Source organism: Mycobacterium sp. 3-98 (assembly GCF_035918355.1).
Lineage (GTDB): Bacteria > Actinomycetota > Actinomycetes > Mycobacteriales > Mycobacteriaceae > Mycobacterium > Mycobacterium intracellulare.
On record NZ_CP142360.1, the window covers coordinates 2,273,867 to 2,297,058 of the forward strand.

Annotated in this window: 26 protein-coding genes; 17 read left to right on the plus strand and 9 right to left on the minus strand. The window is 65.8% G+C overall.

What is annotated here, in order from left to right:
• Positions 1–4 precede the first annotated feature (4 nt).
• From QGN30_RS11215 to QGN30_RS11225, 3 genes are read right to left on the minus strand one after another with little or no spacing between them, the layout of a single operon-like run.
• Positions 5–760: a carboxymuconolactone decarboxylase family protein gene (locus tag QGN30_RS11215; protein ID WP_263645788.1), complete on the minus strand. Its 756-nt coding sequence runs from the start codon at positions 758–760 to the stop codon at positions 5–7.
• Between the two features lie 58 nt (positions 761–818).
• Positions 819–1,640 (minus strand): mycofactocin-coupled SDR family oxidoreductase, encoded by an 822-nt coding sequence (locus tag QGN30_RS11220; RefSeq protein WP_014380578.1) that lies wholly within the window; start codon positions 1,638–1,640, stop codon positions 819–821.
• 6 nt (positions 1,641–1,646) lie between these two features.
• Positions 1,647–2,477: a mycofactocin-coupled SDR family oxidoreductase gene (locus QGN30_RS11225; RefSeq protein ID WP_008258475.1), complete on the minus strand. Its 831-nt coding sequence runs from the start codon at positions 2,475–2,477 to the stop codon at positions 1,647–1,649.
• Positions 2,478–2,592: 115 nt separating this feature from the next.
• Between QGN30_RS11225 and QGN30_RS11230 the strand changes: the two genes are divergently transcribed.
• Positions 2,593–3,159, plus strand: coding sequence for a TetR/AcrR family transcriptional regulator (locus QGN30_RS11230; protein WP_014385361.1), 567 nt, complete (start codon positions 2,593–2,595; stop codon positions 3,157–3,159).
• A gap of 16 nt (positions 3,160–3,175) precedes the next feature.
• On the opposite strand, the gene QGN30_RS11235 is transcribed toward QGN30_RS11230, so the two are convergent.
• The 3 genes from QGN30_RS11235 to QGN30_RS11245 all read right to left on the minus strand — a co-directional run bounded on the left by QGN30_RS11235 (position 3,176) and on the right by QGN30_RS11245 (position 4,333).
• Positions 3,176–3,550 carry a DUF732 domain-containing protein gene (locus tag QGN30_RS11235; protein ID WP_038536832.1) on the minus strand — a complete coding sequence of 125 codons (375 nt, stop codon included), beginning with the start codon at positions 3,548–3,550 and terminating at the stop codon, positions 3,176–3,178.
• A 112-nt stretch (positions 3,551–3,662) separates the two neighbouring features.
• On the minus strand, positions 3,663–4,028 hold the full coding sequence (locus QGN30_RS11240) for a DUF4189 domain-containing protein (RefSeq protein ID WP_014942546.1): 366 nt from the start codon (positions 4,026–4,028) through the stop codon (positions 3,663–3,665).
• A gap of 86 nt (positions 4,029–4,114) precedes the next feature.
• Positions 4,115–4,333: a hypothetical protein gene (locus tag QGN30_RS11245; RefSeq protein WP_009952053.1), complete on the minus strand. Its 219-nt coding sequence runs from the start codon at positions 4,331–4,333 to the stop codon at positions 4,115–4,117.
• 94 nt (positions 4,334–4,427) lie between these two features.
• Between QGN30_RS11245 and QGN30_RS11250 the strand changes: the two genes are divergently transcribed.
• Entirely contained in the window at positions 4,428–5,702 is a 1,275-nt protein-coding gene (locus QGN30_RS11250) for an amidohydrolase family protein (protein WP_014380575.1), read from the plus strand.
• Here the strand turns inward: QGN30_RS11250 and QGN30_RS11255 are convergent.
• Positions 5,699–6,586, minus strand: a complete 888-nt coding sequence (locus tag QGN30_RS11255) for an IclR family transcriptional regulator (protein ID WP_008258464.1) — start codon at positions 6,584–6,586, stop codon at positions 5,699–5,701. The genes QGN30_RS11250 and QGN30_RS11255 overlap by 4 nt on opposite strands.
• 65 nt (positions 6,587–6,651) lie before the next feature.
• On the opposite strand from QGN30_RS11255, the gene QGN30_RS11260 reads away from it, so the two are divergent.
• The 5 genes from QGN30_RS11260 to QGN30_RS11280 all read left to right on the plus strand — a co-directional run bounded on the left by QGN30_RS11260 (position 6,652) and on the right by QGN30_RS11280 (position 11,281).
• Positions 6,652–7,581 carry an SDR family NAD(P)-dependent oxidoreductase gene (locus QGN30_RS11260; RefSeq protein ID WP_038536827.1) on the plus strand — a complete coding sequence of 310 codons (930 nt, stop codon included), beginning with the start codon at positions 6,652–6,654 and terminating at the stop codon, positions 7,579–7,581.
• On the plus strand, positions 7,578–8,381 hold the full coding sequence (locus QGN30_RS11265; protein ID WP_038536825.1) for an acetoacetate decarboxylase family protein: 804 nt from the start codon (positions 7,578–7,580) through the stop codon (positions 8,379–8,381). Before QGN30_RS11260 ends, QGN30_RS11265 begins: the two co-directional genes overlap by 4 nt.
• A gap of 3 nt (positions 8,382–8,384) precedes the next feature.
• A complete protein-coding gene (locus tag QGN30_RS11270; protein WP_038536823.1) occupies positions 8,385–9,599 on the plus strand; it encodes an amidohydrolase family protein in 1,215 nt (404 codons plus the stop codon).
• 13 nt (positions 9,600–9,612) lie between these two features.
• Entirely contained in the window at positions 9,613–10,881 is a 1,269-nt protein-coding gene (locus QGN30_RS11275) for an amidohydrolase family protein (RefSeq protein WP_038536821.1), read from the plus strand.
• A gap of 208 nt (positions 10,882–11,089) precedes the next feature.
• Positions 11,090–11,281, plus strand: coding sequence for a hypothetical protein (locus QGN30_RS11280; protein WP_014385352.1), 192 nt, complete (start codon positions 11,090–11,092; stop codon positions 11,279–11,281).
• 81 nt (positions 11,282–11,362) lie between these two features.
• Here QGN30_RS11280 and QGN30_RS11285 read toward each other — a convergent pair whose 3' ends face one another.
• The gene (locus QGN30_RS11285) at positions 11,363–11,647 is read right to left on the minus strand and encodes a hypothetical protein (protein ID WP_326567044.1); all 285 of its coding nucleotides are present in this window, start codon (positions 11,645–11,647) and stop codon (positions 11,363–11,365) included.
• A gap of 224 nt (positions 11,648–11,871) precedes the next feature.
• Here QGN30_RS11285 and QGN30_RS11290 point away from each other — a divergent pair, with 224 nt between their 5' ends.
• The 10 genes from QGN30_RS11290 to QGN30_RS11335 all read left to right on the plus strand — a co-directional run bounded on the left by QGN30_RS11290 (position 11,872) and on the right by QGN30_RS11335 (position 21,819).
• Complete coding sequence (locus tag QGN30_RS11290) at positions 11,872–13,803, plus strand: putative alpha/beta hydrolase (protein WP_038536809.1); 1,932 nt, start codon at positions 11,872–11,874, stop codon at positions 13,801–13,803.
• On the plus strand, positions 13,784–14,356 hold the full coding sequence (locus tag QGN30_RS11295; RefSeq protein ID WP_026071302.1) for a hypothetical protein: 573 nt from the start codon (positions 13,784–13,786) through the stop codon (positions 14,354–14,356). Before QGN30_RS11290 ends, QGN30_RS11295 begins: the two co-directional genes overlap by 20 nt.
• Positions 14,357–14,665: 309 nt before the next feature.
• Positions 14,666–14,959 carry a hypothetical protein gene (locus QGN30_RS11300; RefSeq protein WP_165576413.1) on the plus strand — a complete coding sequence of 98 codons (294 nt, stop codon included), beginning with the start codon at positions 14,666–14,668 and terminating at the stop codon, positions 14,957–14,959.
• A 442-nt stretch (positions 14,960–15,401) separates the two neighbouring features.
• The gene (locus QGN30_RS11305; protein WP_248923146.1) at positions 15,402–16,517 is read left to right on the plus strand and encodes a tyrosine-type recombinase/integrase; all 1,116 of its coding nucleotides are present in this window, start codon (positions 15,402–15,404) and stop codon (positions 16,515–16,517) included.
• 169 nt (positions 16,518–16,686) lie between these two features.
• Positions 16,687–16,896: a helix-turn-helix domain-containing protein gene (locus tag QGN30_RS11310; protein WP_042792030.1), complete on the plus strand. Its 210-nt coding sequence runs from the start codon at positions 16,687–16,689 to the stop codon at positions 16,894–16,896.
• 272 nt (positions 16,897–17,168) lie between these two features.
• A complete protein-coding gene (locus QGN30_RS11315; RefSeq protein WP_134770492.1) occupies positions 17,169–18,698 on the plus strand; it encodes an AAA family ATPase in 1,530 nt (509 codons plus the stop codon).
• 262 nt (positions 18,699–18,960) lie between these two features.
• On the plus strand, positions 18,961–19,524 hold the full coding sequence (locus QGN30_RS11320) for a hypothetical protein (RefSeq protein WP_042792032.1): 564 nt from the start codon (positions 18,961–18,963) through the stop codon (positions 19,522–19,524).
• Positions 19,521–20,006: a hypothetical protein gene (locus QGN30_RS11325; protein WP_042792033.1), complete on the plus strand. Its 486-nt coding sequence runs from the start codon at positions 19,521–19,523 to the stop codon at positions 20,004–20,006. Before QGN30_RS11320 ends, QGN30_RS11325 begins: the two co-directional genes overlap by 4 nt.
• A 185-nt stretch (positions 20,007–20,191) precedes the next feature.
• Positions 20,192–21,040, plus strand: coding sequence for a phage major capsid protein (locus tag QGN30_RS11330; RefSeq protein ID WP_042792034.1), 849 nt, complete (start codon positions 20,192–20,194; stop codon positions 21,038–21,040).
• A 149-nt stretch (positions 21,041–21,189) separates the two neighbouring features.
• On the plus strand, positions 21,190–21,819 hold the full coding sequence (locus QGN30_RS11335) for a hypothetical protein (protein ID WP_248923145.1): 630 nt from the start codon (positions 21,190–21,192) through the stop codon (positions 21,817–21,819).
• A gap of 497 nt (positions 21,820–22,316) precedes the next feature.
• Here the strand turns inward: QGN30_RS11335 and QGN30_RS11340 are convergent, their stop codons facing one another.
• Positions 22,317–23,120 carry a DUF3800 domain-containing protein gene (locus QGN30_RS11340; protein ID WP_042792035.1) on the minus strand — a complete coding sequence of 268 codons (804 nt, stop codon included), beginning with the start codon at positions 23,118–23,120 and terminating at the stop codon, positions 22,317–22,319.
• Between the last annotated feature and the right edge of the window lie 72 nt (positions 23,121–23,192).

Here is a 23,192-nt window from a genome sequence, read left to right on the forward strand (position 1 = left end):
CGTGTCAGCCGACAGGCGCGGGATCGGCCCGGTTTTCGGCCGTCACCCGCTGCTTCTGCTCCGCGATCACCTGGTTGAGGTAGTCGGCCTTGGCGCAGCCGTAGTACGCCGCGAACTGCAGCGCCAATTCGTCCATCTCCTCGAACGAGACGTCGCCGCTCTTCAGCGCCGCGTACACGTGGGACATGATCGGGATTTCGGCGTCCTGGAAGGCGACGCAGGCCACCGTGATGAGGCGGCGTTCCTTCATGCCCAAGCCGGGCCGCAGCCACATCTCGCCGAAGACGAAGTTCAGAATGCCCGCGCCCGAGTAGGGGTTGTCGCGCATCGGCGCGAACGGCAGGCAGTTGATCTCCTTGAACGATGATTCGCCGCCCCGCAGCCGCTGCTCGGGGTCGCTGGCGGTGACCAGCGGCAGCAACGGTTCCGGGGGAGGGGGCGCCTCGCCGCGTTCCTCGGCGATCCTGGCCCACTCCTGGTCCACGGCGATGTTGAACCGCGAGGCCTTCGGCCAGCCGGCGTAGACGGCGAAATGCAGGACCGTTTCCCGCATTTCGGTGATGGTGAGGTCACCGCTGTTCAACGCCGCATAGACGTGCTGCTCGAGCGGGGCCTGCGCGTCGGCGGCCGCGACGCAGGCCAGCGTCACGAACCGTCGATCGCGGCGGCTGAGCCCGGGCCGCGACCACACCTCGCCGAAGACGAAGTCGATCAGCCCTGCGGTGAAGGGTCCCCGATCGCCGGGCGGGTCGACCGTCATCACCTCGGCGAAGGTGCGCGCCCCCCGTTCATGTCTCGCACCGTCGTCCGTCAAAGCACTATCTGATGGTGACACCGGCGTCCACTTTCAGTTCAAGCCCCGTGACATAACGGGATTCATCGGAGAGGAGGTAGAGCACCGCGTTGCTCACATCGGCCGCCTCAATCAGCGGCGCGGGCAGCGCGTTGAGGAAGATGGGCACCAGGTCGGGCCGCTGCTCGGCGATCAACGTGTGCATCGTCGGGGGCGCCATGCCGGTCGCCACGCCGGTGGGGTGCACGGTGTTGACCCGAATGTTCTGTGCGGCAAGCTCGTTGGCCAGCGCGAGCGTCATCCCCACGATGCCGTGCTTGGACGCCGTGTAGGGCACATGCAGCGGGGTCCCCTTGATGCCGGCCGAGGAACTGATGTTGACCAGGCTCCCGCCGCCGCGCGCGACGAGGTGGGGCAGCGCGGCCGCGCAGGTGTTCCAGGCCCCGATGAGGTTGACATCGACGACCAGCCGCCACTGCTCGGCGGTGGTGGTGTCCCAGGTGCCGACGGTGAGCACGCCGGCGTTGGCGACCGCGCCGTCGAGCCCGCCGAGTTCGTCGGCGGCCGCGTCGACCGCCGCTTTCATGGCGGCCTCGTCGCGCACGTCGACGACCGCGGTGATCGCCCGGCGGCCATGTTTCTCGACCAGGTTCGCGGTCTCGTTCAGGTCGTCCTCGGTGGCCAGCGGGTATTCCAAACCCGCTGGAGTGGAACAGATGTCGACGAGGACGCAGTCGGCACCCTCCTCGGCCAGCCGCACCGCGTGCGAGCGTCCCATGCCGCGCGCGGCCCCGGTGATCAGGATCCGTTTGCCGGCGACCCGGCCCGTTGCGTCGTTCGTTGTCACGGGCTATCAGACCTTGTTGCAGAAGCCGGCATCGACGGGGAAGGTCACGCCGGTCACGTACTTCGCCTCGTCGGAGACCAGGTAGGCGATGGCGGCGCTGACGTCTTCGGGTTCCAGCATGCCGACGGGCATCGGGTTTTGCAGATGGGGGCCGGCGCCGGGATTCTTCTCCAGGAAGTCGGTCATGTCGTCATTGGTCGCCATCATGGTGTTGACCGCGGTCGGGTGCACGGTGTTCACCCGAATGTTCAGCGGCGCAAGCGCATTGGCCAGCGTACGCATCAGGCCGACGATGCCGTGTTTGGACGCCGCGTAGCCCAGGCCGCCGCCTTGCAGGCCGCCGAAACCTTTGATGCCCGCCGTCGAGCTGGTGAAGATGATCACCCCGCCGCGATTACCGGACAGCAGGTGCGGAACGGCCGCCCACGCCGTGTGGTAGGCGCCGTCGAGGTTGACGCCGGTGACCGCGCGCCACTGCGCCAGTTCCTCCTCAATGCTCAACTCGCGGAACGCCAATGGCGCGATCCCGGCGTTGGCCAACACGATGTCGAGGCGGCCGAAGTGCTCGACGCCGCTATCCATCGCGGTCTTGACCTGCTCGAAGTCGCGCACATCGGCGACGGTGCCCAGCATCTTTCCGCCGGCCTCTTCGACGAGGGCGACGGTCTCGTCCAGTTCCTGCCGGGAGGCCATCGGATATCCGTTGGCGGGGATGTCGGCGCAGATGTCGATCCCGATAATGTTGGCGCCCTCGCGGGCGAGCCGCACCGCGTGGCTGCGGCCCTGGCCGCGCGCCACCCCGGTGATGAAGGCGACTTTGCCATCTAACGAACCCACGGCGCGTTTCCTCTTTTCTTGGTCATCGGCCCAGATCAGGCCGGAGTAACGCCGTTACTCACGTGCGCACAGTAACATGGTTACTGTGAAGACGACAGGGTCCCGAGTGCAGACCGTGGACAGCGCGTCCGGGCCCCGGGTCGATCCGATCCTGGACATCGTGGTCGAAATGCTCGACACCGAGGGCTACGAGGCCGTGCAGCTGCGCGAGGTGGCGCGACGGGCCCGCGTTTCGTTGGCGACCATCTACAAGCGGTATCCGACGCGCGACGAGCTCATCGTCGCCGCGCTGGAAGGCTGGATGGACGCCAACCGCTACGCGCGATTGCCGTCGCTGATCGAGGACCTACCCGGCGATTCGATCTATGTGGACCTGATGCACGTGATGAGGACCATCTTCGAGCCGTGGGAAAGCCACCCGTTGATGCTGCGCTCCTACTTCCAGGCGCGATCGGGGCCCGGGGGAAAACGCCTCATCCAGCGCGGTGTCGATGCCGTCGTCCCTGTCGCCAAAGCCATTCTGGCCCAAGCCGATCCGGGGTTCGCCAAAGACCTCGAGCTCATCCTACCCGGCGTCGTGTACGGGTTTCTCACGCGATTCGCTCAGGGCGAGATCGACGTCACCGAGATCGTGCCCGGCATCGAGCGCACGGTGTTCTGGCTGACCGCGGCGCAGGGCTGAGCGGGATTCTGCGCTCTCACAGGATCGGGGGTGGTATCAGCCACCCCATCGACGGATCGACGTCATCTTTGTATTCCGGGCAGTAGCTGGCCACCGAAAGGCCGATGAAGTATCCGGATTGCTTCGCCGACATCGGCGTTTGCTTGGTCAGTTTGATCGCCAGCATCGATACGTTCGGGTTCGTTTCGATGCTGCTGCACACCGCATGGGCCGTCGCGATCGCATCGTCGTCGTCGAACATCGTGATCCCGCCCCTGTCGAGGCCGGCGAGAAACGCATCGTCGGCGTCGTCATCGGCCGCCGCCGGTGCCGCGCCGGCCAGCGCGCCCGTGGCCAGCGCAATCGCGCAGGCGGCCGACCACGTGGCAAAACCGGCCTTCGGATGAGCCATGGCCTCCCCTCTATGCGCGGGCCAATCGGCGGCAAGTCAAGGACGACTTAAGTGAACGATAGCCGAAATCGCGGTGTCCATCTCGGCATCGCGCGAGGCGTCGTCCCGGATTTCACGACGAGCAGTGGGAGGCCTTGATTCGTCCGTTGGGGGCGCCCAGCTTGGCCAGGGCGTCCGCATCGGATGCCGTTGTGTCCGGGCCGGATCCGCCCTGGAACCGGCCGGAACGGTCGAACGCCACCGATGCGCAGCCGTTGCGCGTGCCGGCCACGACTTCGCACACGTCGCCGGCCTCGGCGGTGCAGTGGGCGAGCGCGATCTGGTTTGCCTGGTCCTGGCTGCCCCCGGTGCCCCACCCGGCGGCACGTCCGCTCCCGACGGACACCGCCAGGGCGACGAAGTCGTCGTCGGCCGCGGCCGCCGGCGCCGAGATGAGCGCGCAACCGAACGCGACGACGACGGCAATGATTGACCGCACCGGCCGACTCCTTCGCAACGCTCAGGACAGGAATCTAGCGCCGCGGTCGGCGTGCGCGCGGGAAAACGGGCCGCGGTGTCTCGCGGCTACGCGGTGTCCTCCGGGTCTTCGGCCAGGTAGGTGACCTCATACCAGCGCTTCCGGGATTCGGCGTCGAACGGCTCGCTCGCGGTCGCGCGCTCCAGTCGCACGTCCGTCAGATGCGGATTGTCAACGCGGATATAGTCTTCGAGCTCGGCGTGCAGCGCCTCGCCATCCAGGCTGACATCCGCGAGCGCCCTGCCGTCGTACCTCGTCCAACTCACGGGTGACATCTTGCTCCGGTCGCGGCCCGGACTTTCGTTGGCCCTTCGCGCGCCGAGCCGTTTCTCCTATACTCGACGTACCTTTGGAGGTGCGATGGCTACAAGCTGGGACACGCTGGATCGCTACGTCGTCATTTCGACGGATACCCACGCCGGGGCCGATCTTTACGACTACAAACCGTATCTGCCGGCCGGCCTGCACGAGGAGTTCGATGCGTGGGCCAAGGCCTACGCCAGCCCGTTCGACGATCTGATCGTCGCCACCGCCAACCGGAACTGGGACCACGAGCTTCGGATCGCCGAGATGGACGCCGACGGGGTGGCCGCCGAGGTCCTGCTGCCCAACACCGTTCCGCCGTTCTTCCCGACGACCCCCAACATCACCATCAGCTTGCCGCGCACGCGTGAGGAGTTCGAGCAACGTTGGGCCGGCGTGCAGGCCCACAACCGGTGGCAGGTCGACTTCTGTTCGCTGGCGCCCGCCCGGCGGCGCGGGCTGATCCAGATCTTTCCCAACGATGTCGAGTTGGCGCTGGAGGAGATCCGCTGGGGCGCGGAGCAGGATTGCTTTGGCGGCGTGCTCATTCCGCCGGTGTCGCCCGGCGATTCGCAGGTGGCCCCGCTGTTTCACACCCGCTACGAACCACTTTGGGCGCTGTGCGCGGAATTGGACCTCACGGTGGTGCAGCACGCGGGCGCCGGCAGTCCCGAGATGCCGATGGACCAGCCGGCCTCCAACGCGGTGTTGATCACCGAAATGGCGTTGTGGGCCCAGCGGACCCTGGGTCACCTGATCCTGGCCGGGGTGTTCGAGCGCTACCCGACGCTGCGCTTCGTGCCGACCGAGCAGGGCACGCTCTGGGTGCCCGGGCAACTCGCCGTCCTCGACGCCATGGTGCCGACCATGAAGTCGGACGCGGGCAACCGCACCTATGGAATGTTCGGCGGATCGTCGGTCGACGAGCTGTCCCTGACTCCGAGCGAATACGTCCAGCGGAACTGCTATTTGGCCACCGAGCTGATGCCGTACGACTCCTCGATGATCGACTTCATGGGCCCCGATCACATCATGTGGGGCAGTGACTATCCCCATGAGGAGGGCTTTGCGCCCCACTCCACGTTGGCCATTCGTTGGGCCCTGCACGACAGGCCGGAGGACGTCTGCCGAAAGATCTTGGGCGGCAACGCCGGCCGCCTGTACCGATTCGATCTCGAAGCGCTGGTGCCGATCGCCGGGAAGATCGGGCCCACCGTCGCCGAGGTGCGGACCCCCCTCGAGGACACGGGATATCGCGCCCCGGCCGCCTTCGGCTACCGACCATTCGAAGGGGGCCTGGCCCTCAAGCGGCTGGCTCCGCAGCGGCACTAACCGGATTCGTCGCTCAGGGCGGCGCTCAGCCGGCGGGTCGCCGAAGCGAGTTGCGCCCCAAGGCCGGTGACCGCCGCGCCGCTCATCGGCTCGGCGCTGGGGACCAGGCTGAGCATCAGGGCGATGCGCGACCCGGGGCCCAGGATCGGGGAGTCGATGTGGCTCACCTCGTAGGTGCGGTCCGCGTCGAGGTCGATCGGGAACCACTCCTCCTGGTGGATCAGCTCGTCGGTCAATTCCTGCGCCAGCCGGCTCAGTCGGGTGGACCGCACCTCGGCACTGCGCACGATCAGGGCCAGTTCCTGTAGGCGCAGATCGGGCAGGAGATGCAGGCCGACCGCGTACCCACGCCGCCGGGCATTGGTGATGGCCTCGCGGTAGCGATCGCGCACGTCGTCCGGCAGCGCGGCCAGCCAGCGCTCCCGGACCTCGGGACCGGCCCAGGCAACGGTCGACGCCCCGTACGGCGGACGGTGCGGGAACTGGGTGCCGATCGGCATCGGGTGACCTCCGCCGCGACGGCTCCGGACCTGATCGACGACGGTGGAGTAGTCCTCGCTCACCGAGAAGGCCACGCAGTGCGCGCCCGTCGCGGCCGACAGCTCGGCCATCGCCGAGCGGGCCAACACCAGCGCCGGGTAGCGGCCCGCGGCCTCGCGGCCGAGCCGGACCAGAGCGGGACCGAGGTGGTAGGTCTTGCGCACCGGGTCGCGCAGCAGCCAGCCGGCCCGCAGTAGCTCGGACAGCATCGAGTGGCAGCTGGCCTTATGCACGCTCAAGTGGCGCGACACCTCGGCCAATGTCATCCCGCGGCTCCCGTCGCCCGCAAGCTGCTCGAACAGGTTCACCACCCGTTCGGTCTGCGGGGAGGGGCGCGGGGCCATGGCCACAATGGTCGCATAATGCGACTGCTTGCGGTGATATAAGCGACCATGTGACCATGACCACAATGGAAGACCTGCGGGGCAAGGTGGCGGTCGTGACCGGCGGGGCCGGGGGCATCGGCCGGGCCATGGGCCGCCGTTTCGGCCGCGAGGGCATGAGGGTGGTGCTGGCCGACGTCCTCGCCGAACCCCTCGAGGAGGCGACCCGGGCGCTCGCGGACGAGGGCATCGAGGCCGCCGGGGTTCCCACCGACGTCACCGACTATTCCTCGGTCGAGTCGCTGGCCAAGGAGGCGGTCTCGCGCTTCGGCGCGGTCCACGTGGTGTGCAACAACGCCGGCACCGGCGGCGTCTCCGAGGGCTACATGTGGGAGCACGACCTGGCCGACTGGCGCTGGGGGATCGACGTCAACGTGCTCGGCGTCATCCACGGCATCAAGGCGTTCGTGCCGCTCCTGCTCGAGCAGGGCGAGGGACACGTGGTCAACACCTGTTCGGGCAACGGCGGGATCGCCCCGATCGCCCGGGGCGCCATGGGCGGACCGGCCACCGCGGTCTACCCGATGACCAAGGCGGCAGTGCTCTGCCTCACCGAGAGCCTCTACACCCACTTGGAGATGACGGGGACGGGCGTCCGGGCGCACGTCCTGTTCCCCGGCGGCTTTTTGAACACCGGCATCTGGGAGTCGTGGCGGCATCGCCCGCAGCGCTACGCCGCGACCCAGCAACGTCGCACGCCCGAGCAGACACTGGACAAGGTCGTGGCCCGCTTCGAGGCCGCCGGCGCGCACGTCGATTTCACCCCGCTCGAGACCGTCGCCGACCAGGTGGTGGACGGGATTCGCGCGGACCGCTTCTGGATGATGGGCCCGCCCACCCCGGCCGATCAGGTGGTGAGCGCCAAGGCGTCCTCGATCCTTTCCCGCGGCGCGCCCGACTACCTCGTCGACGTCCTCGGGCGGCACGCCGAAAACAGTGAAGGAGGAAAGCGTTGAACACCAACGTAATTCGCTACGGTCCTCGCCCGCCCGAGGCGCAGGTGGACCACGAGATCGATGCCACCAAGGCGCCCATCGCCACCGAGGCGGTGACCGTCACCTACCTCACCGATCCGGAGATCGTCGCGGCCGTGCTGCCCCGCCCGCTGCAGCCCGCGGCCGAACCACTGGTGCGCATCCAGCTGCAGCGGGTGCGGATCGAGGGCATGGCGCCCTTCGGGTCGGCGGTGTTCTCGGTGACCGCCCGGCACGGCGAGGTCGAGGGCGACTACCCGCTCTTCATGCCCCAGTCCACCGAGCAGTCGGTCACCGGCGGGCGCGAAACGTTCGGCGAGCCAAAGAAATTGGCCCGCATCGAGGTGGAGCGCGACGGCGATCGCGTCACCGCCACCGTGGACCGGCTGGGCTATGCGCTCATCAGGCTGAGCGGACAGATCACCGGCCCGGCGGAGTTGCCCCCCGACCAGGTGAACACCGAGTTCTACTTCAAATTCCTGCGGGCCCCCGACGGCAGCGGCATCACCGACCCCCACCTGGTCTATGGCGAGTACCACCGCCACTACGAGCTGCTGGAGAACATCGACGGAACCCTCGAGCTGGGGGAGTCGCCGTTGGATCCGGTGGCCGACATCGTCGTTCGTCAGATCAGGTCGATCACCTGGTGTCGGCGGCGCACCGTCCAGGTCGGCCGGATCGCGGCGCGGGTGCCGCAGGAGTGGCTGCTGCCCTACGTGCACCAGCGCTACGACGACGTCGCCCTGCTCGCCGCCCCGAGGCCCGAGCCGGCGCGGGCCTGACCCATGGACCGCTACACCGTCATTTCGGCCGACTGCCACGCCGGCGCCGACCTGCTCGCCTACCGCGAGTACCTCGATCCGCAGTACCGGGACGAATTCGACGGCTGGGCAAAGACATACGTCAACCCGTTCGGTGATCTCACCGAGCCCGAGGCCGAGCGCAACTGGAACAGCGATCGGCGCAACGCCGACCTGGATTCCGAAGGCATTGCGGGGGAAGTCATTTACCCCAACACCGTGCCACCGTTCTTTCCCCAGGCGAGCCTGGCCGCCCCGCCACCCGAGACCGCCCGCGAGCTCGAGCTGCGCTGGGCCGGCCTGCGCGCGCACAATCGCTGGCTCGCCGACTTCTGCTCCCTGTCGCCCGAGCGGCGCGCCGGGGTGGGCCAGATCCTGCTGCCGGACATCGACGAGGCCATCGCCGAGGTGGCGCAGATCGCCAAGCTGGGCCTGCGCGGCGGGGTGCTGCTGCCCGGGATCGCCCCGGGCACGGGCATTCCCGCGCTCTACGCCGAGCACTGGGAGCCGCTCTGGGCGGCGTGCGCGGAGGCCGGCCTGGTGGTCAACCACCACGGCGGCAACGCCGGGCCGAGCCCGACGGACGGGTGGGGCAGCTCGTTCGCGGTGTGGGTGTACGAGACGCACTGGTGGGCGCATCGTGCGTTGTGGCACTTGATCTTCAGCGGCGCGCTGGATCGCCATCCGGACCTCACCGTGGTCTTCACCGAGCAGGGCGCGGGGTGGATCCCGGCGACCCTCGACTCGCTCGACGTGGCGGCGGCCCGCTACGGGCGGGAGAACTCGGCGATCGCCCGGTTCGCCGGGCCCACCGCCGGCTCGCTGAGCCTCAAGCCGAGCGAATTCTGGGCCCGCCAGTGTTACGTCGGCGCCAGTTTCATGCGTCCCGTCGAGTGCGCCGAGCGGCACCGCATCGGCGTCGACCGCATCATGTGGGGAAGCGACTACCCGCACTACGAGGGCACCGCCCCCTACACGCGGGAAGCGTTGCGCCACACCTTCTCCCGCGTTCCGGCCGAGGAGGTGGCGGCCATTTTGGGCGGGAACGCGGCCGCCGTGTACGGCTTCGACCTCGAGGTCCTCGCGCCGCTCGTCGAGCGGATCGGCCCGACCGTGGCCGAGGTCGCCGAGCCGCTGGACACCGTGCCCGCTGACGCGCGCAGCACCGTCTTCGAACCCGACCCCATCCGTGCCTGGTAAGGAAGGACCGCCCGTGAACCCCTACATCATCATCTCCGCCGACACCCACGCCGAACTCCCGACCGAGCGGTACCGCGAATACGTCGACCCCGAGTACCGCGAGGACTTCGAGGCCTACCTGGCCGAGAAGACCGCCGCGGCGCAGGCCGGCGGATTCATCGACGAGGAGTTCGCGCAGGAGTGGTTCTCCGAGCACGGCGACGGCATCGCCGGGGGATGGGACGTCGGCCTGCGCGACAGGGAACTCGACGGCGATGGGGTGGTCGGCGAGGTCATCTTCCCCGACGCCGACGCCGTGACCGGCGTGGCCGGCGCCCCGTTCGGCGCCGGACTGGGCCAGTCGGGCGACCTCGACCCGGGGCGCGCCATGGCCGGGGCGCGGGCCCACAACCGCTGGCTGGCCGAACTGTGCAGCCACAGCCCCGAGCGGCGCGCCGGGGTGGCGGTGGTGCCGATACTGGCGGACGTCGACGCGGCGGTAGTCGAGATCACTCGTGCGGCGGAATCCGGGTTGCGGGGCGGGATCCTGATCCCGGCGCGCTGGGTCGGCTACCCGCCCTACCACGACCGCCGCTACGACAAGGTCTGGGCCGCCTGCCAGGACCTGCAGATGCCGGTGCACACCCACTCCGGCCCCGCCCCGCAGGAGGAGTACGGGGGGCACCTGGGCATCTACGTCACCGAGGTGCGCTGGTGGGGTGCCCGGCCCCTGTGGTTCGCGTTGTGGTCGGGGGTGTTCGAGCGCTTCCCCGGGCTGCGATGGGGGGTCACGGAGTGCGGTGCCTTTTGGGCCAACGATCTAATCTGGCTGATGGACACGCGGTATCTGCGTGAGCATTCGGCCAAGAAGATGAGCCATCTGATGGAGGGCGATCTGACGATGCCGCCCTCGGCCTACTTCGACCGGAACTGCTTTATCGGGGCCACCACCACGGAGCGCCGGGAGCTGGCGCGACGCTACGAGATCGGTGTCTCTAACCTGCTGTGGGGCAACGACTTTCCCCATCCGGAAGGGACCTGGCCGCATACCCGCGAATGGCTGCGCCGCTCGTTTTGGGACATCCCCGTCGAGGAGACCCGGCAGATGCTGGGCCTGGCGGCGGCCGAGCTGTACAACTTCGATCTGGGTGCCCTCGCCGGGCTGGCCGAGCGCATCGGCCCGACGCCCGAGGACCTGGGCCAAGACGATGCGGTGAGCATCCCCAAGTGGGAGGCGGCCCGGCACGTGGGACGTCACTGGTTGACGGACGCGGAGCCTTTGCCCGATCTTGTGCAGAACTGAATAGTTCCAGGGGTCTCGGCGCGTTACTCCGGCGCGCCGCGTGGGCGGTATTCCATTGCGGCGCAGCGTATCTGATCGGCACATGAGGCCGCCGCGTCCGCGAATGCGCTTGCGTGGCCGCGGGAGGCATTGCCAGCCGTGAAAGGATGGCGATGATGACCACGGTATCTGCGGAATTACCCGTTGCACCGGTGCTGATGGGTTGAGCGTGCCCCTGAAACGCGTTGACGAACTGAAGCCCGGAGACAGGATCCGCATGAAGGTCGGGCACGCCACCGTCGTCGCGACGGAACCCCTCGACGACGACCGCACTATGCTTACCTTTACCTACGGGACCAAAGCCCCCGCCGACAGCAGCCTCACCGTGGACGTCCTCGACGATGACGACTGGGGTTGGTAAGCGAGAAGCCCAGGCCGCGTGGGGTTTTCGCGGGGCCGAGGCGCTAGTGGCGGTTGGCCCCTCAGCCGCCCCGCAACTCGCTCACGGCTCGGGTGGCGGTGCCGGTGGGTTGTCCCAACTTCCCGGCGTGCCGGCGGGCACCTGCATTCCGAGCCAGTTGCACGGCATCATCGATCGCCACGCGATGAACGCGCACTGCTGTTCGGGTGTCAACGGGCTAGGCCCCGCGCAGGGCGGCGTTCCCGCCGTCCCGCATATCGGGTCGGCCGCGGCGGGTGGTGACGCGGCGAATGTGGCGAGGGCGATCATCGGCGCGATGGCCGCGATGAATGTGGTGACGAAACGTCGGGTGCGATGCATGGCCACCTCGAATCTGTAGCTCCGTGCGCAGATCGTAACCCCAGGCCCCGGCGCCGGGTGGCCGTTTGAGTGCACCCCGGCGAGACCGGGAATCGGAGGGCATCGGCCACGGCGGAGCACGGCGGTGACTTGCGGCGCGTCGCCGGATGTAGCTAACTTGGACGACCCCCGGTTGGGGGTAGCGTCATAGCTGGTGTGGAGAATTATCAGCTAGGTTTTCGGGCGGAGCGATGCAGCTGAAGTGGCTCAGCGTGGCCGATCTGATCGCCCGGGCCGGTGGAGACCCCTGGGCGATCAACCAGAGCCTGCAGGCGGGCAGCCCGGCGCAGATTTCGAGCCTGGCGGAAGCCTTCCACGGCGCGGGTCGACACACCGCGGAAGCCGACCACGCCTTCGAGCAAGCCCGGAAGCGCTTTGATGCGGCCTGGAACCACCAGAACGGCGATCACCCGATCAACGACTCCGCTGAAGTGCAGCGGGTCATCAAATCCCTGGGTGCGCAATCCGAGCAGTTACCCAAAATCGGTAGCGATCTGGAGAACATCGCCGCCGCGTTGGCCGAGGCGCAGAAAGCCGGAGCTCAACGAATCTCCACGCTGGAACACGCGCTGCAGGGACTCGACCACATCATCGACGCGGCCCAGCACGATCTGCAATACGGCCACCCCGACGCGAAAACCCAGGCCTTTCTGAAGAAGCTGATCGACGACGCGACAGCCGATGCGGCCGATGATGTCCGGGATGCTCTTGGCGACCTGGAGTCGACTCGTGACGGCTACTCGGCCACGCTGCAGAGCTGTCTGGGCAATTTGCGCGCCGATGGCTACGACCCGAACATCCTGGCGCCAGTTGACGCCGACACCCAGGTCCCGCTGCCGAACGCCAGTCCCGAGGACGTCAATCGCTGGTGGACATCCCTGACCCCCCAGCAGCGGCAGCGATTCATGGCCGAGCACCCTGACCAAATCGGCAACCTCAACGGCGTCCCCATTCTGGCGCGCAACGACGCCAACCTCACGGTGATGAACCAAGACCTCGACCGGGTGCGGGGCATCGCCAGCCGCAACGGTGTCTCGGTGGATGACGTGCTTCGCGACCCCGCGAAGTTCGGTTTGTCGGCCACGGATGTGACCCGCTACCAGAACGCCAACGAGACCAAGCTAGGCCTCGACCACGACGCGGGAGACCCGCTTCACCCGAAACCGGTCTACCTATTCGCTTATGACCCAACGGCATTCGGCGGCAAGGGCCGTGCGGCGATCGCGATCGGCAACCCCGACACCGCCAAGAACACCGCGGTGATCGTGCCCGGTACCAGCAGCAGCGTGAAAGGCGGCTGGCTGCACGACGGCCACAACGACGCGATCAACCTGTTCGAACAGGCTAACGCCGCCGACCCCCATAACCCGACGGCGGTCATCGCGTGGATGGGCTACGACGCCCCCAACGGATTCGACGACGTCCAGCGCATCTCCACACCGGCGCTGGCTCGCGTGGGCAGTGCGTCGCTGGCCCAAGACGTCAATGGTCTGTGGGCGACGCACCTCGGGGCGGGCCAACATGTCACCGTGTTGGGCCACTCGTATGGTTCGACCACCGTCGCCGATGCGTTCGCCATGCACAACATGCACGCCAACGACGCCGTGCTACTGGGCTGCCCCGGAACCGACATGGCCCGCAGCGCCGAACAATTCCACCTCGACGGTGGACACGTCTTCGTGGGAGATGCCTCCACCGATCCGGTCGGCATGCTCGGTCATCTCGATGGCGCGAGCAAGAAGCTTTTCGGCGAGAACTTCTTCGGCACTAACCCCAGCCTGGGTACCGACCCCGCGGTCGACGGGTTTGGGTCGGTGCGCTTCCGCGCCGAGGTCCCCGGCTCCGATGGCATCAATCCCCATGACCACTCGTACTACTACCACCGGGGCAGCGAAGCCCTCTATGGCATGTCCGACATCGTCTCCGGCCATGGTGACCAACTACAAGCCGACGGCATGACCGCCGATCACCGCCATTCGTTGGGTGGCGTACAGGTCAGGATCCCCGGCCTGCCCCCGGTCACCATCGGCCCGCACACGCCCGCCGTCATCGACCCGGAGTGGGAGCGGTCGCCAGGATCTATCACCGACAACCATGTTTTCGATGCTCAACACCACCATTGAGGAACAACGTATGCCGTTGCGCCAAGCGCTGATCAGTTCGCTAGTGGTCGTCGCCGTGTTGTTAGGAGGATGCGCGCCAGTGCTACACAAACCACATGCCGCGGGATCGACGAATCCGTACGAGGATACGGCCCATCCCATGAGCGACGATCAGACCAAGGCGCAGGTGATCGAGCCGGCCAAGCAGATCGTCGCCGCCGCGAAGCTGGAGGGAGTCAGCGGGGCATTCTCCTTCGCCTCGTGCAACGACCAAGGCGATCCGCCGTTTCAGGGCACCGTCACGCTCAGCTTCCTGATCCACGGGGACCCTGATGCGTATTTCCAGCAGGTACGCGCGGCGATGATCGCGCAGGGCTGGAACGAGGGGGCGCCACCGGGACAGCACTATCACGGCGCCTCGCTGAACAAAGACGGCGTGGCCGCCAGCATCAGCTACATGCCGTCCGACCACGCCTACGGGCAGATCATCCTCGATGGTCAGTGCCGAAACATGGGCAACCACAAGGGCGAAGGCCAATGGACCAACATCAACGATCAGCTGGCCGCGCGTTAGCCGTCTTTGCCGAACGGCTGGTCAGCACCCGATGGGTGCTAGACCTGTCGGGCGCGACCTTGAATCCCTGCACCGATCACGCATAACGGGCAAATCTGTTGTGGGACAACGCGAGAGGGACTGCCAACCGCCAGAAATTCCCGGCCCTTCCGACCCTTCGGACCGTTCGCCACGCTTGGTGGCGTCATTGACGAGGCGCGACAAGACACCTCGAGGGTGTGCCGGGAATCTCGGGGTAAGGGTTGGCCTGGCCAGTTGGCTGCCGCCGACGGATAATACGAGGTTATCCCGCATGAAAGGCAAGGAGTGATGACCGAGACCGCTTCCACCACATCACGTACTCCGACCGGCCCGGCGTGGACTCGCTGGCTTTACCGAATCCTCGCCATCGTCGGCATCGCCGTCGGCATCGTTGTCATCATCGCCGTCGTCTATCTCCTCTTCGCTAAGTCGGACTGCTGCTCCATGATGAAAGCGGACCCGCCGGCTGCCCAGTCGAAGGATTGCTGTGCCTCCATGATGAAAGGCATGAAAATGCCGATGGAGAACAGGCCGAGCATGTCGCCGATGCCGAACATGCCCATGCCCGCTCCCGGCCGGTGAATGCCCTGGCGCCGGAGTCAGTCGGAACCTGAGCCGCCCACGATTTACGCGACTCGGCGGATATAACCCCCGCCCGCTGAAAAGGCGGCACATATTCGACCGTCGCACGCTCAAGGCGGTTTCGTCGCGAGAATGACTCGCTACGCAATCGGCGATGTCCGTCTCGGCGCTCGCGCATGCCAGTTACATGAGATTGTCTCGATGCCTAGCTACGGCGGTTAAGCAGTACCGATGTGGTGCGCGATACTGGGATTGAACCAGCTCTGTTAGTTTGCTAGTTTGGCGTTGTGATCAGCGTAAATAGTGGCACTACCTGCACTGATAGCCTTCAGCATAGCGGAAATACCTAGAAGCTGCGATAAGCTGCTGGCAATCTCAGTAGTTCACAAGTAGTTCACGACCAAGGATCACAGTGACGCGCGGAACACGAAAAGGACGCCGGATGCCCGGCACGTTCGGGGCGGTCCACCAGTTACCCAGCGGGCGGTACCGGGCGATGTACTACGGACCCGACGGCCGGCGCTACAAAGCACCTACGACGTTCACCACCCAGACAGCTGCCAGGAAGTGGCTCGCGCTGCGCCAGGCCGAAATCGTCCGACACGCATGGGAGCCGCCGGAAGCGCAGGAGGCTGCGCCCAACCCGAGACTGACGTTCAAGGTCTACGCCGATGCGTGGATCAAGCATCGCGACCTGAAAATCCGGACGCGCGAGCACTACGAGAAGCTGCTCGAGGATCACATCCTGGGTAAGTTCGGGTCGTTGCCGATCGCATCGGTCACCGCCGACGATGTGCGCAACTGGTATGCCGCGACCCTGGCGGATCGCCCGACGATGCGCAGCCACGCCTACGGTCTGCTGCGGACGATTTTCGGAGACGCGGTGCGCGACGGCAAGGCTCCGGCGAATCCGTGCGTCCTGCGTGGCGCTGGCAGCGCGAAACGCGTCCACAAGATCAGACCCGCGTCGTTCGAAGAGCTTGACGTCATCATCGGTGAGCTGCCCGAGCGTTACCGCATGATGATTCCGCTGGCGTCGTGGTGTGCCATGCGTTACGGCGAGATCACCGAATTACGGCGCGGGGACATCGATCTCGAGGGCGGTGTCATCCGCATCCGGCGCGGGGTGGTCCGCACAGATGATGGTTTCAAGGTCGGCCCACCGAAGTCCGATGCGGGCGTGCGTGACGTGCATATTCCGCCGCATCTGCTGCCGGCGCTCGAGGGTCATCTAGCGAAACACGTTGAGGCATCCGATACCTCGCTGATGTTTCCCGCGCAGAGCGGTGAACATCTCGCGCCGGCCACGTTTTATCGTCACTACTATCGGGCGCGCACCAAGGCCAAGCGACCCGATCTGCGCTTTCACGACCTCCGCCACTCGGGCGCCGTGTTCGCAGCCGCGACCGGCGCGACGCTCGCCGAACTGATGGCCCGTCTGGGCCATTCCACGCCAGCGGCCGCGCTCCGCTACCAGCACGCAGCCCAGGGTGCAGATAAACGGATCGCTGACGCGCTGTCGAGGCTGCTCGAAGCGTCCTCTTCCCCGAAAGTGTAGACAGCTCTACACGTTTAGCGATTCACGCTGCTCATCGCGTAGAGCGCTCTACAGCCGTGAACGCTACCTGTTGCAAAACTCATCCATCCATGGGGATGTGTCAAATTTCGAGCTCATACTGAGTAGGAACTGGAAACCCCAGGCCAATCATGGAAATGGAACACGCCCGATGGAAACGACGACGACGAAGCCCCGCGAGATTTTTCTCAACGGGAACCAGGCCGCCGAATACCTGGGCGTAACCAGGCGCACGATCGGGAACATGGTCAGCGACGGCCGCCTCCGAGCCTATCGGATTCGCGGCGGTCGTGATCTGCGAATTCGCCGCAGTGATCTCGACAATGTGCTGATTCCTGTTGATGCAGCGGCAATCGACTAGAACGGTTGTCCTCCAGAGATTTTCGGCAGTCGCCCGGCGAAAGAACCCAACATGTCCACAACAGAAATGAGAGAAGGCCCCCCGTTGCGGGAGGCCTTCTCAACCATGTCCGAACCCGCCGCAGCGCCAACAAACGACGGTTTCTGCCGTCAGAATATCACCCCTGAGCTACGCGGGTACCGCGCAGATGCGCGCTGGCACGGCATGCGCTCAAAGTTCATCGCCGGCGGCGGCATTCAGCGCCGCGCCGACGACATCAGGGCGGAGTGGTGATGGCTACCGATGCACATTTCGAAGAGTGGCTCAGTGGCAGGTCGCCCGCGTCACCGCAGCACCAGAACGTCAGTCGTACACCGGCGCAGCGATCAGCCGGAGCGCCGGGAACCGCTTACGCGCTAGCCGCGCTGGACGGTGAATGCACGGAACTGAGTGCATTGCAACCGGATACATGTCGGAACCATACGCTCAACAAGGCGGTCTACAAGTGTGCAGGGTTTGTCTGCACTGGAGAGCTGGACGAGGACCATATGGTCGCGGCGCTCAGAGCCGCGGCGCTCGAGTCCGGTCTGCCCGAGGCTGAAGTAGACGCGACTATCCGGTCTGCGCTCAGCGGTGCGGCCAAGAATGGAGTGACGCGCACGACGCCGGCGAGTGAAGGTATCCCGGCAGCGTTTACGCTCGACCCGAACGCTGATGATCTGCAACAGACCGTGCAGCAGAACTGGGACAACGAAGTTCGGCGCCGCGTCGACCAGTATCGGCTCGATGATGAGGCCCGCCGGGTCTATCGCGCCTTGCGTATTCGGCAGGCAGGCATCATCCCTACACCCGGTGTCGACCTCGACGACTTCCTAAACGTCAAAGACGAAGACGCCGTCTACCGCATCGCCGACCTGCTGCCGATGGGCGGGCGGGCACTGTTGTCCGCCCAGCAGAAAGCCGGCAAAACCAGTCTCATCGCAGCTCTGATTCGCTCGTTGGCCGACGAAACAGCATTTCTAGATCGATACCGCGTCCAGTCTGTTCAGCGTGTCTCACTGTTCGACACGGAACTCGATGAGCGCATGTTGCGACGCTGGCTGCGGCAGCAGAAGATTCGCAACCGCCGCGGCCGGGTGCGCGTGCATCCATTGCGGGGCAAGTTGTCCACGTTCGACTTCCGCGATCCCTCGCTGCGACAGCACTGGCTAGCCGAACTTCGAGGAAGTGAGTTCGTGATCCTGGACTGCCTTCGCCCGGTGCTCGACTCGATGGGGCTGTCCGAGGATAAGGACGCTGGCCAGTTCTTGGTCGCGTGGGACGAACTGTTGAACGAGGCGGGTGTGGATGGCTGCGTGGTCGCCCACCATATGGGGCACAACGGCGAACGCGCCCGCGGGGACTCCAGGCTGCTCGACTGGGCTGACGTCAACTGGAAGATCGTCAAGGAATCGCAAACCAGCGAGGCTGTCGCGGACGCTAACGGCGGCCGCCGATTCTTCTCCGCTCACGGGCGCGACGTCGACGTAGCCGAGCACCTGTTGGTGCTCGAGGACGGCGAATTGACCCTGCGAAATGGGACGCGCGCCAGTGCCAAGACGGACGCCGCCAGAACCACCCTGATTGAGATTCTGTCCGGCGGCGACATCGGAGATGGACTCACACGAAATCAGTTGCGCGACCGGCTCGGCGACTCCGGCATCTCGGACCACACCGCGCGGGGGGTCATCAAACAGGCGGTCCGAGACGGCATCGTGGTCCAGATCGAGGGCCCGAATAGGTCGCAATTGCACTTCCTGCACCCATCGGTGGGTGACCGGTGAACGTCATCCTCAAGTGGGGCAAAAATTTCGCCCCACCAAACCGCCCCACTGCCCCACTTGGGGTAGGGGTGAGTGGTGGGGCGAGCGTATATAACGCGCCCCACCCCACCACCCAATGCAGCTGTGCCCCACCAGGTGAGGCAAAACGAAAACTGCCCCACCTAACCGAAGGGTCCGGCGTTTCCACGACGACGGGCGGCGCCAGGCGCCCTGCGGCGAGCGCAAGAGCTACGTCAACCGCTTCAACCAAGAAGGAGAACCAGTGACCACCATCGACACCCAAGCCGTCACCCCGGATCTGGTCCGGCAGATCGCCCAAGACCTGCTGCGTGCAGCGGCAGCATTCGGCGGTGACCCGATCGACGGGTATGTGCTCGACACAACGATTACGCAGATTGCCTGCCAGGCTCCGGTCTGGCAGCAGACCGCGGTCGCCGCCAGCCTAGTTCGAAAGGTGGCTGGCCGCACCAGCATCGAGGACAGCACCGACGACGACGTGCAGGCCGCGGCCTGGCTGCGCGAGGCGCGAAGCAGCGTGAACTATGGGCTGTTCCAACGGACCATCAGCTTCTGGGACGCGAGGATCATGTCCGCGCTCGTGGCCATGGCCGAATCCGTCGACATGGGTCAGCCTGATGGCCTCCGCTATCAGCACACCATCGGCCTCGCCGAGCAGTGGGCGAGCCGCTGGCACCAGCTCGACAACTGGCGGATCACATCCGTGGCGGTGCAGCTGATCCGCCTCGTCGCCGACTACAGCGGAGACCCGCTGCGAATGCTCGACACCATCGCGCAAGAACTTCGAGGGAAAGGACAACAATCATGAGCGACACCAAACCGACCGACACCGACACCCAGGCGAGCGCCGGTGAGCCCGAATGTGATTCGGTGGCAGATCACACTGCCGAGCAGCAAAACGAGACCCACAATGAGCCTGAGACACCGGAAACCAAGCCCGAAGGCCGCGATCAGCGTTACCGGGCTCGGCTGCGTGAAGCCGAAGCCCAGCGCGACACACTGGCCGAAACGCTGGCCAATACTCGGCGTGCCATCCTGGACCAGCACATCACCGCGGCCGGCTATAAACCCAGCGCATTCGCGGACCTGCCCGTCGAGGACGTCCTGAATGATGCGGGCCTGATCGACGCCGACAAGTTGGCGGCTGCCGTCACCGCTCGCGTTGAAGCGCTGGGGCTGGCACGTCAGCCACGCCGGCCGCAGGTCGACCCGCTAGTCGGTGGTGGCGGCGACGATCCTGGTCGGACGTCAGACCGCGCGGCGTGGGACGCTGCTTTTCAGCCCCGCTGATACACTGGGTGTTGCGTTCGCCGCGGTGATCGAATTCAACGTGGCGATGCAACATCTCAGGGCAAGTGCGGTACGCCAGCCCCGAGGCTGCAGGTCGGGGCGGCGCCCGCTGCGAGACAAATCCGTTAATTGTTGCTTGCTGCAACGTGTCTCGCGGCAGCTGCCGCGGTAAGGACCTGAAACCAATGACTGTCAACCCCTTCGCCACGACCGGATCAGCCAAAGCGTTCCACCCCGACGCTGTAGGTGTCGAGCCGCAAGATGTAATTCCCGAAGCGCTGATCTTGAACATCACCACTCAGGCCGGCGTGGTTGTCGGTGACGAGCCCGTCGTCCGAGTCCCTCGCGTCAGCTTCGAGGACGCTCCCGGATTTGTCCCCGAGGGTGACGCCATCGAAGAGAGCGACCCCGACGACTCGGAGAGCCTGATCGCCACAGGTGCAATCGCGCTGCTGACGACCGCAACGGAGGACCAGCTCGCGCAAGGACAGGCGTCCGCGCTGCTGAACAGTGCCGTCAGGCGCGCCATGGTCCGTAAGGCGAATCGCGCGCTCTTGAGCCAGCCCGCACCGACATCGCCGGACATCATCCCGCCGCCAGGTGTCCTGGTTCAGTCCCACCGCGACGGTGGTGTGATCGGTGACTCACTCGACGAGCTGATCGACGCCATCGCCCTCATCGAGGACGACGGCGGAGTCGCCACCCACATCCTGGCCAGCCCCACCGCGTGGGCCGATCTGCAACGTCTAAAAACCGCCGAGGACTCCAACGTCTCGCTCGTCGGGGCCGGAACTACATCAGCGACACGGCAACTGCTCAGTCTGCCCGTCCTGGTAGACCGTGACGTTCCGGCTGGGACCGTTGCGGTGCTTGACCGCAGCGCCATCTTGGCGGTGTGGGGTGCGCTGGAGGTCGCCACGTCCAGGGACTTCCACTTCAATCGCCGAAGCGTCTCAATCCGCGCATGGTGGAGGTTCGGCGCCAAGGTAGCGCACCCCAACCGCGTGGTCTCCCTCGGCGTCGGTGGCAGTTAATGCCCTTGGGCCGCAAAGGTTCTGGCCGTGGCGCGTCGGGTGCCTTATCGAGAGGCATCCGGCCGCTGCCACCGCTGGAGGAGCTGCGCCGGCCGGGGACGTCTAACCCTTTCCCTCGGCCGGCGCAGTCGTCCACCAAAATCGCTGTGGTGGCGCATCGTTCGCGGGCACGCATGGCGCACGCGCTGGCCCGCAGGGTCGCTGCCGACACGGTACTCACCGACGACGGCACTCTCGGATGCGAGGGCAACCATCGCCGGGCGTGGAAGTGGCTGGCCGATCACGCCGGTGGGCGCGGTTGGTGCGTGGTGCTCGAGGACGATGCGCAACCGATCAGCCGGTTTCGTGACGAACTCGACGCAGCGTTAGCCGTGACACCCTCACCGGTGGTTGGGCTGTATCTTCCGCGCGAGCGTCCGCGGTATGCGCAAGATCGCATTGCGCAGGCTGTTGTGCGTGTTGGGGATGCGTCGTGGATCACCGCGCCGAGGACGTGGAGTGCCGTTGGGATAGCCATTCTGGGTGACCTGGTTCCCGATCTGGTGCAGCATCTCGACCGCGACCGCGACCGCAACCGTCCGATCGATGAAGCGATCGCGAACTGGACCGTCGCGCGCGGCAGGGCTGTCGCCTACACCTGGCCAAGCTTGGTCGATCACGCCGACGTCCAGCCGGTGGTCGGGCAGCGTGTCGATCGGCAACCACGCGATAGGCCGCGCCGTGCCTGGCGTGTTGGCCACCGGAAAGAGTGGACGAGTGAAGTGGTGGCGATGACGTGAGGCGTGGACGCGGTTGTGTGACAGAGCGAGACGGAAGTGGTTCGTCGCTGGTTGTCGTCCCCAAGCAAACCCGTCGAGCCCCTGGGGGTTGGACCCTCCCCGGCCAGGCGGTCCCCACGGTTGCCATTGGTGCCCTGATCCTGCTCGGGTCTGGGGTTTTTCGAAGCGCACGCGCGAAAGCGTCCATTTTGAAGGGAAATCTGCATGTTCAGAGCTTGGCGTAGCAGTTCAATTCCGTGCGGTTGGTGCGGAAAGCGCGTCCCACAGCGCGAATCCGGTCGGGCCCGACGCTGGTGTTCCGATACGTGCCGGATGCGCTCGTATCGCGCCCACCGGCGAACTCGGGACCGTGCGTGATGAAGACGACAGGGACGCCCTAGTGCCGGAATTCCATCGAGTTCGTCGGTAGACGGGTGTACGGTACCGATAGACCGGGAGGGGTTCTACGGCCCCGCGTGTCGATGAGACCCCCGGTTTCCAACTTTGATAGTGCTGGGTCACCGCCCTAAGCACTGCAACAAGCGTTGCCCGACTTGCTCATCCAGACCAGGCAATGGCCATGGTGGGTCGGGCGGGTTCGGGCATGTGCCACTGGGGAACAGTTTGACCCCGAAACCGTGGACTCGGCCAGCGCCGTTGGCGCGCAATTTCGGCCACAGAATCCGCACGTAACCGGGATCCTCGCTATTCAGGTAGCGATTGAAACCGCCGGCGATGAGATCAGCCATTTGGACGCCGATGCTTTCGTGCGATGGCATGAATGAAATGGCGTCGACGAGCTTGTCGAACCTGGTGTAGAACGATCCGCTCCGGGTGGCGTCACGGAGTCGCTTGTCGTCGGCCTGCTCCTCGTCGCAAATCACCAGCCCGCCGGTGGCGTGCTCCCGGCAGTCGTAGTTGATCCTCTCGAACAACGGGTGGATGCCGTGAATGATGGGCGACTGTCCACCGTATGTGAGGCGTTGGTTAACGCCGACGACGATGATCTTGACGCTGGGAATTGCAGCGAGCGTTTGAAGGCATCCGATCACGAGTGCCCGCTTCTCGACCTGAGTCGTGAGGCCGGACCTGATCATCCAGTTCGGCTTTCTGTCGGGGTCCCTGTTGAGACCCACATGGCTGAACTTCAATTCGGACGGGTACGTGCTGTTGAACCCCAGATTGAACGCTGTTGTCTGGATGCTTCCCTTCAGCAGCGGAAGTTGGTCGGCATCAATTCCAAAGCCGCCCAGTGTAAAGAAGGGCGGCTTATCAGGTCTACCGGAACGGTCACCGGCATCATCGAAGTAGTACAAACGCATGGTCACTGCCTCTGGTACGGAGTTCTTTTAGTTAAAGTCTTCCGGCGCGCCGCGGCTGAACTTGTCAACAAA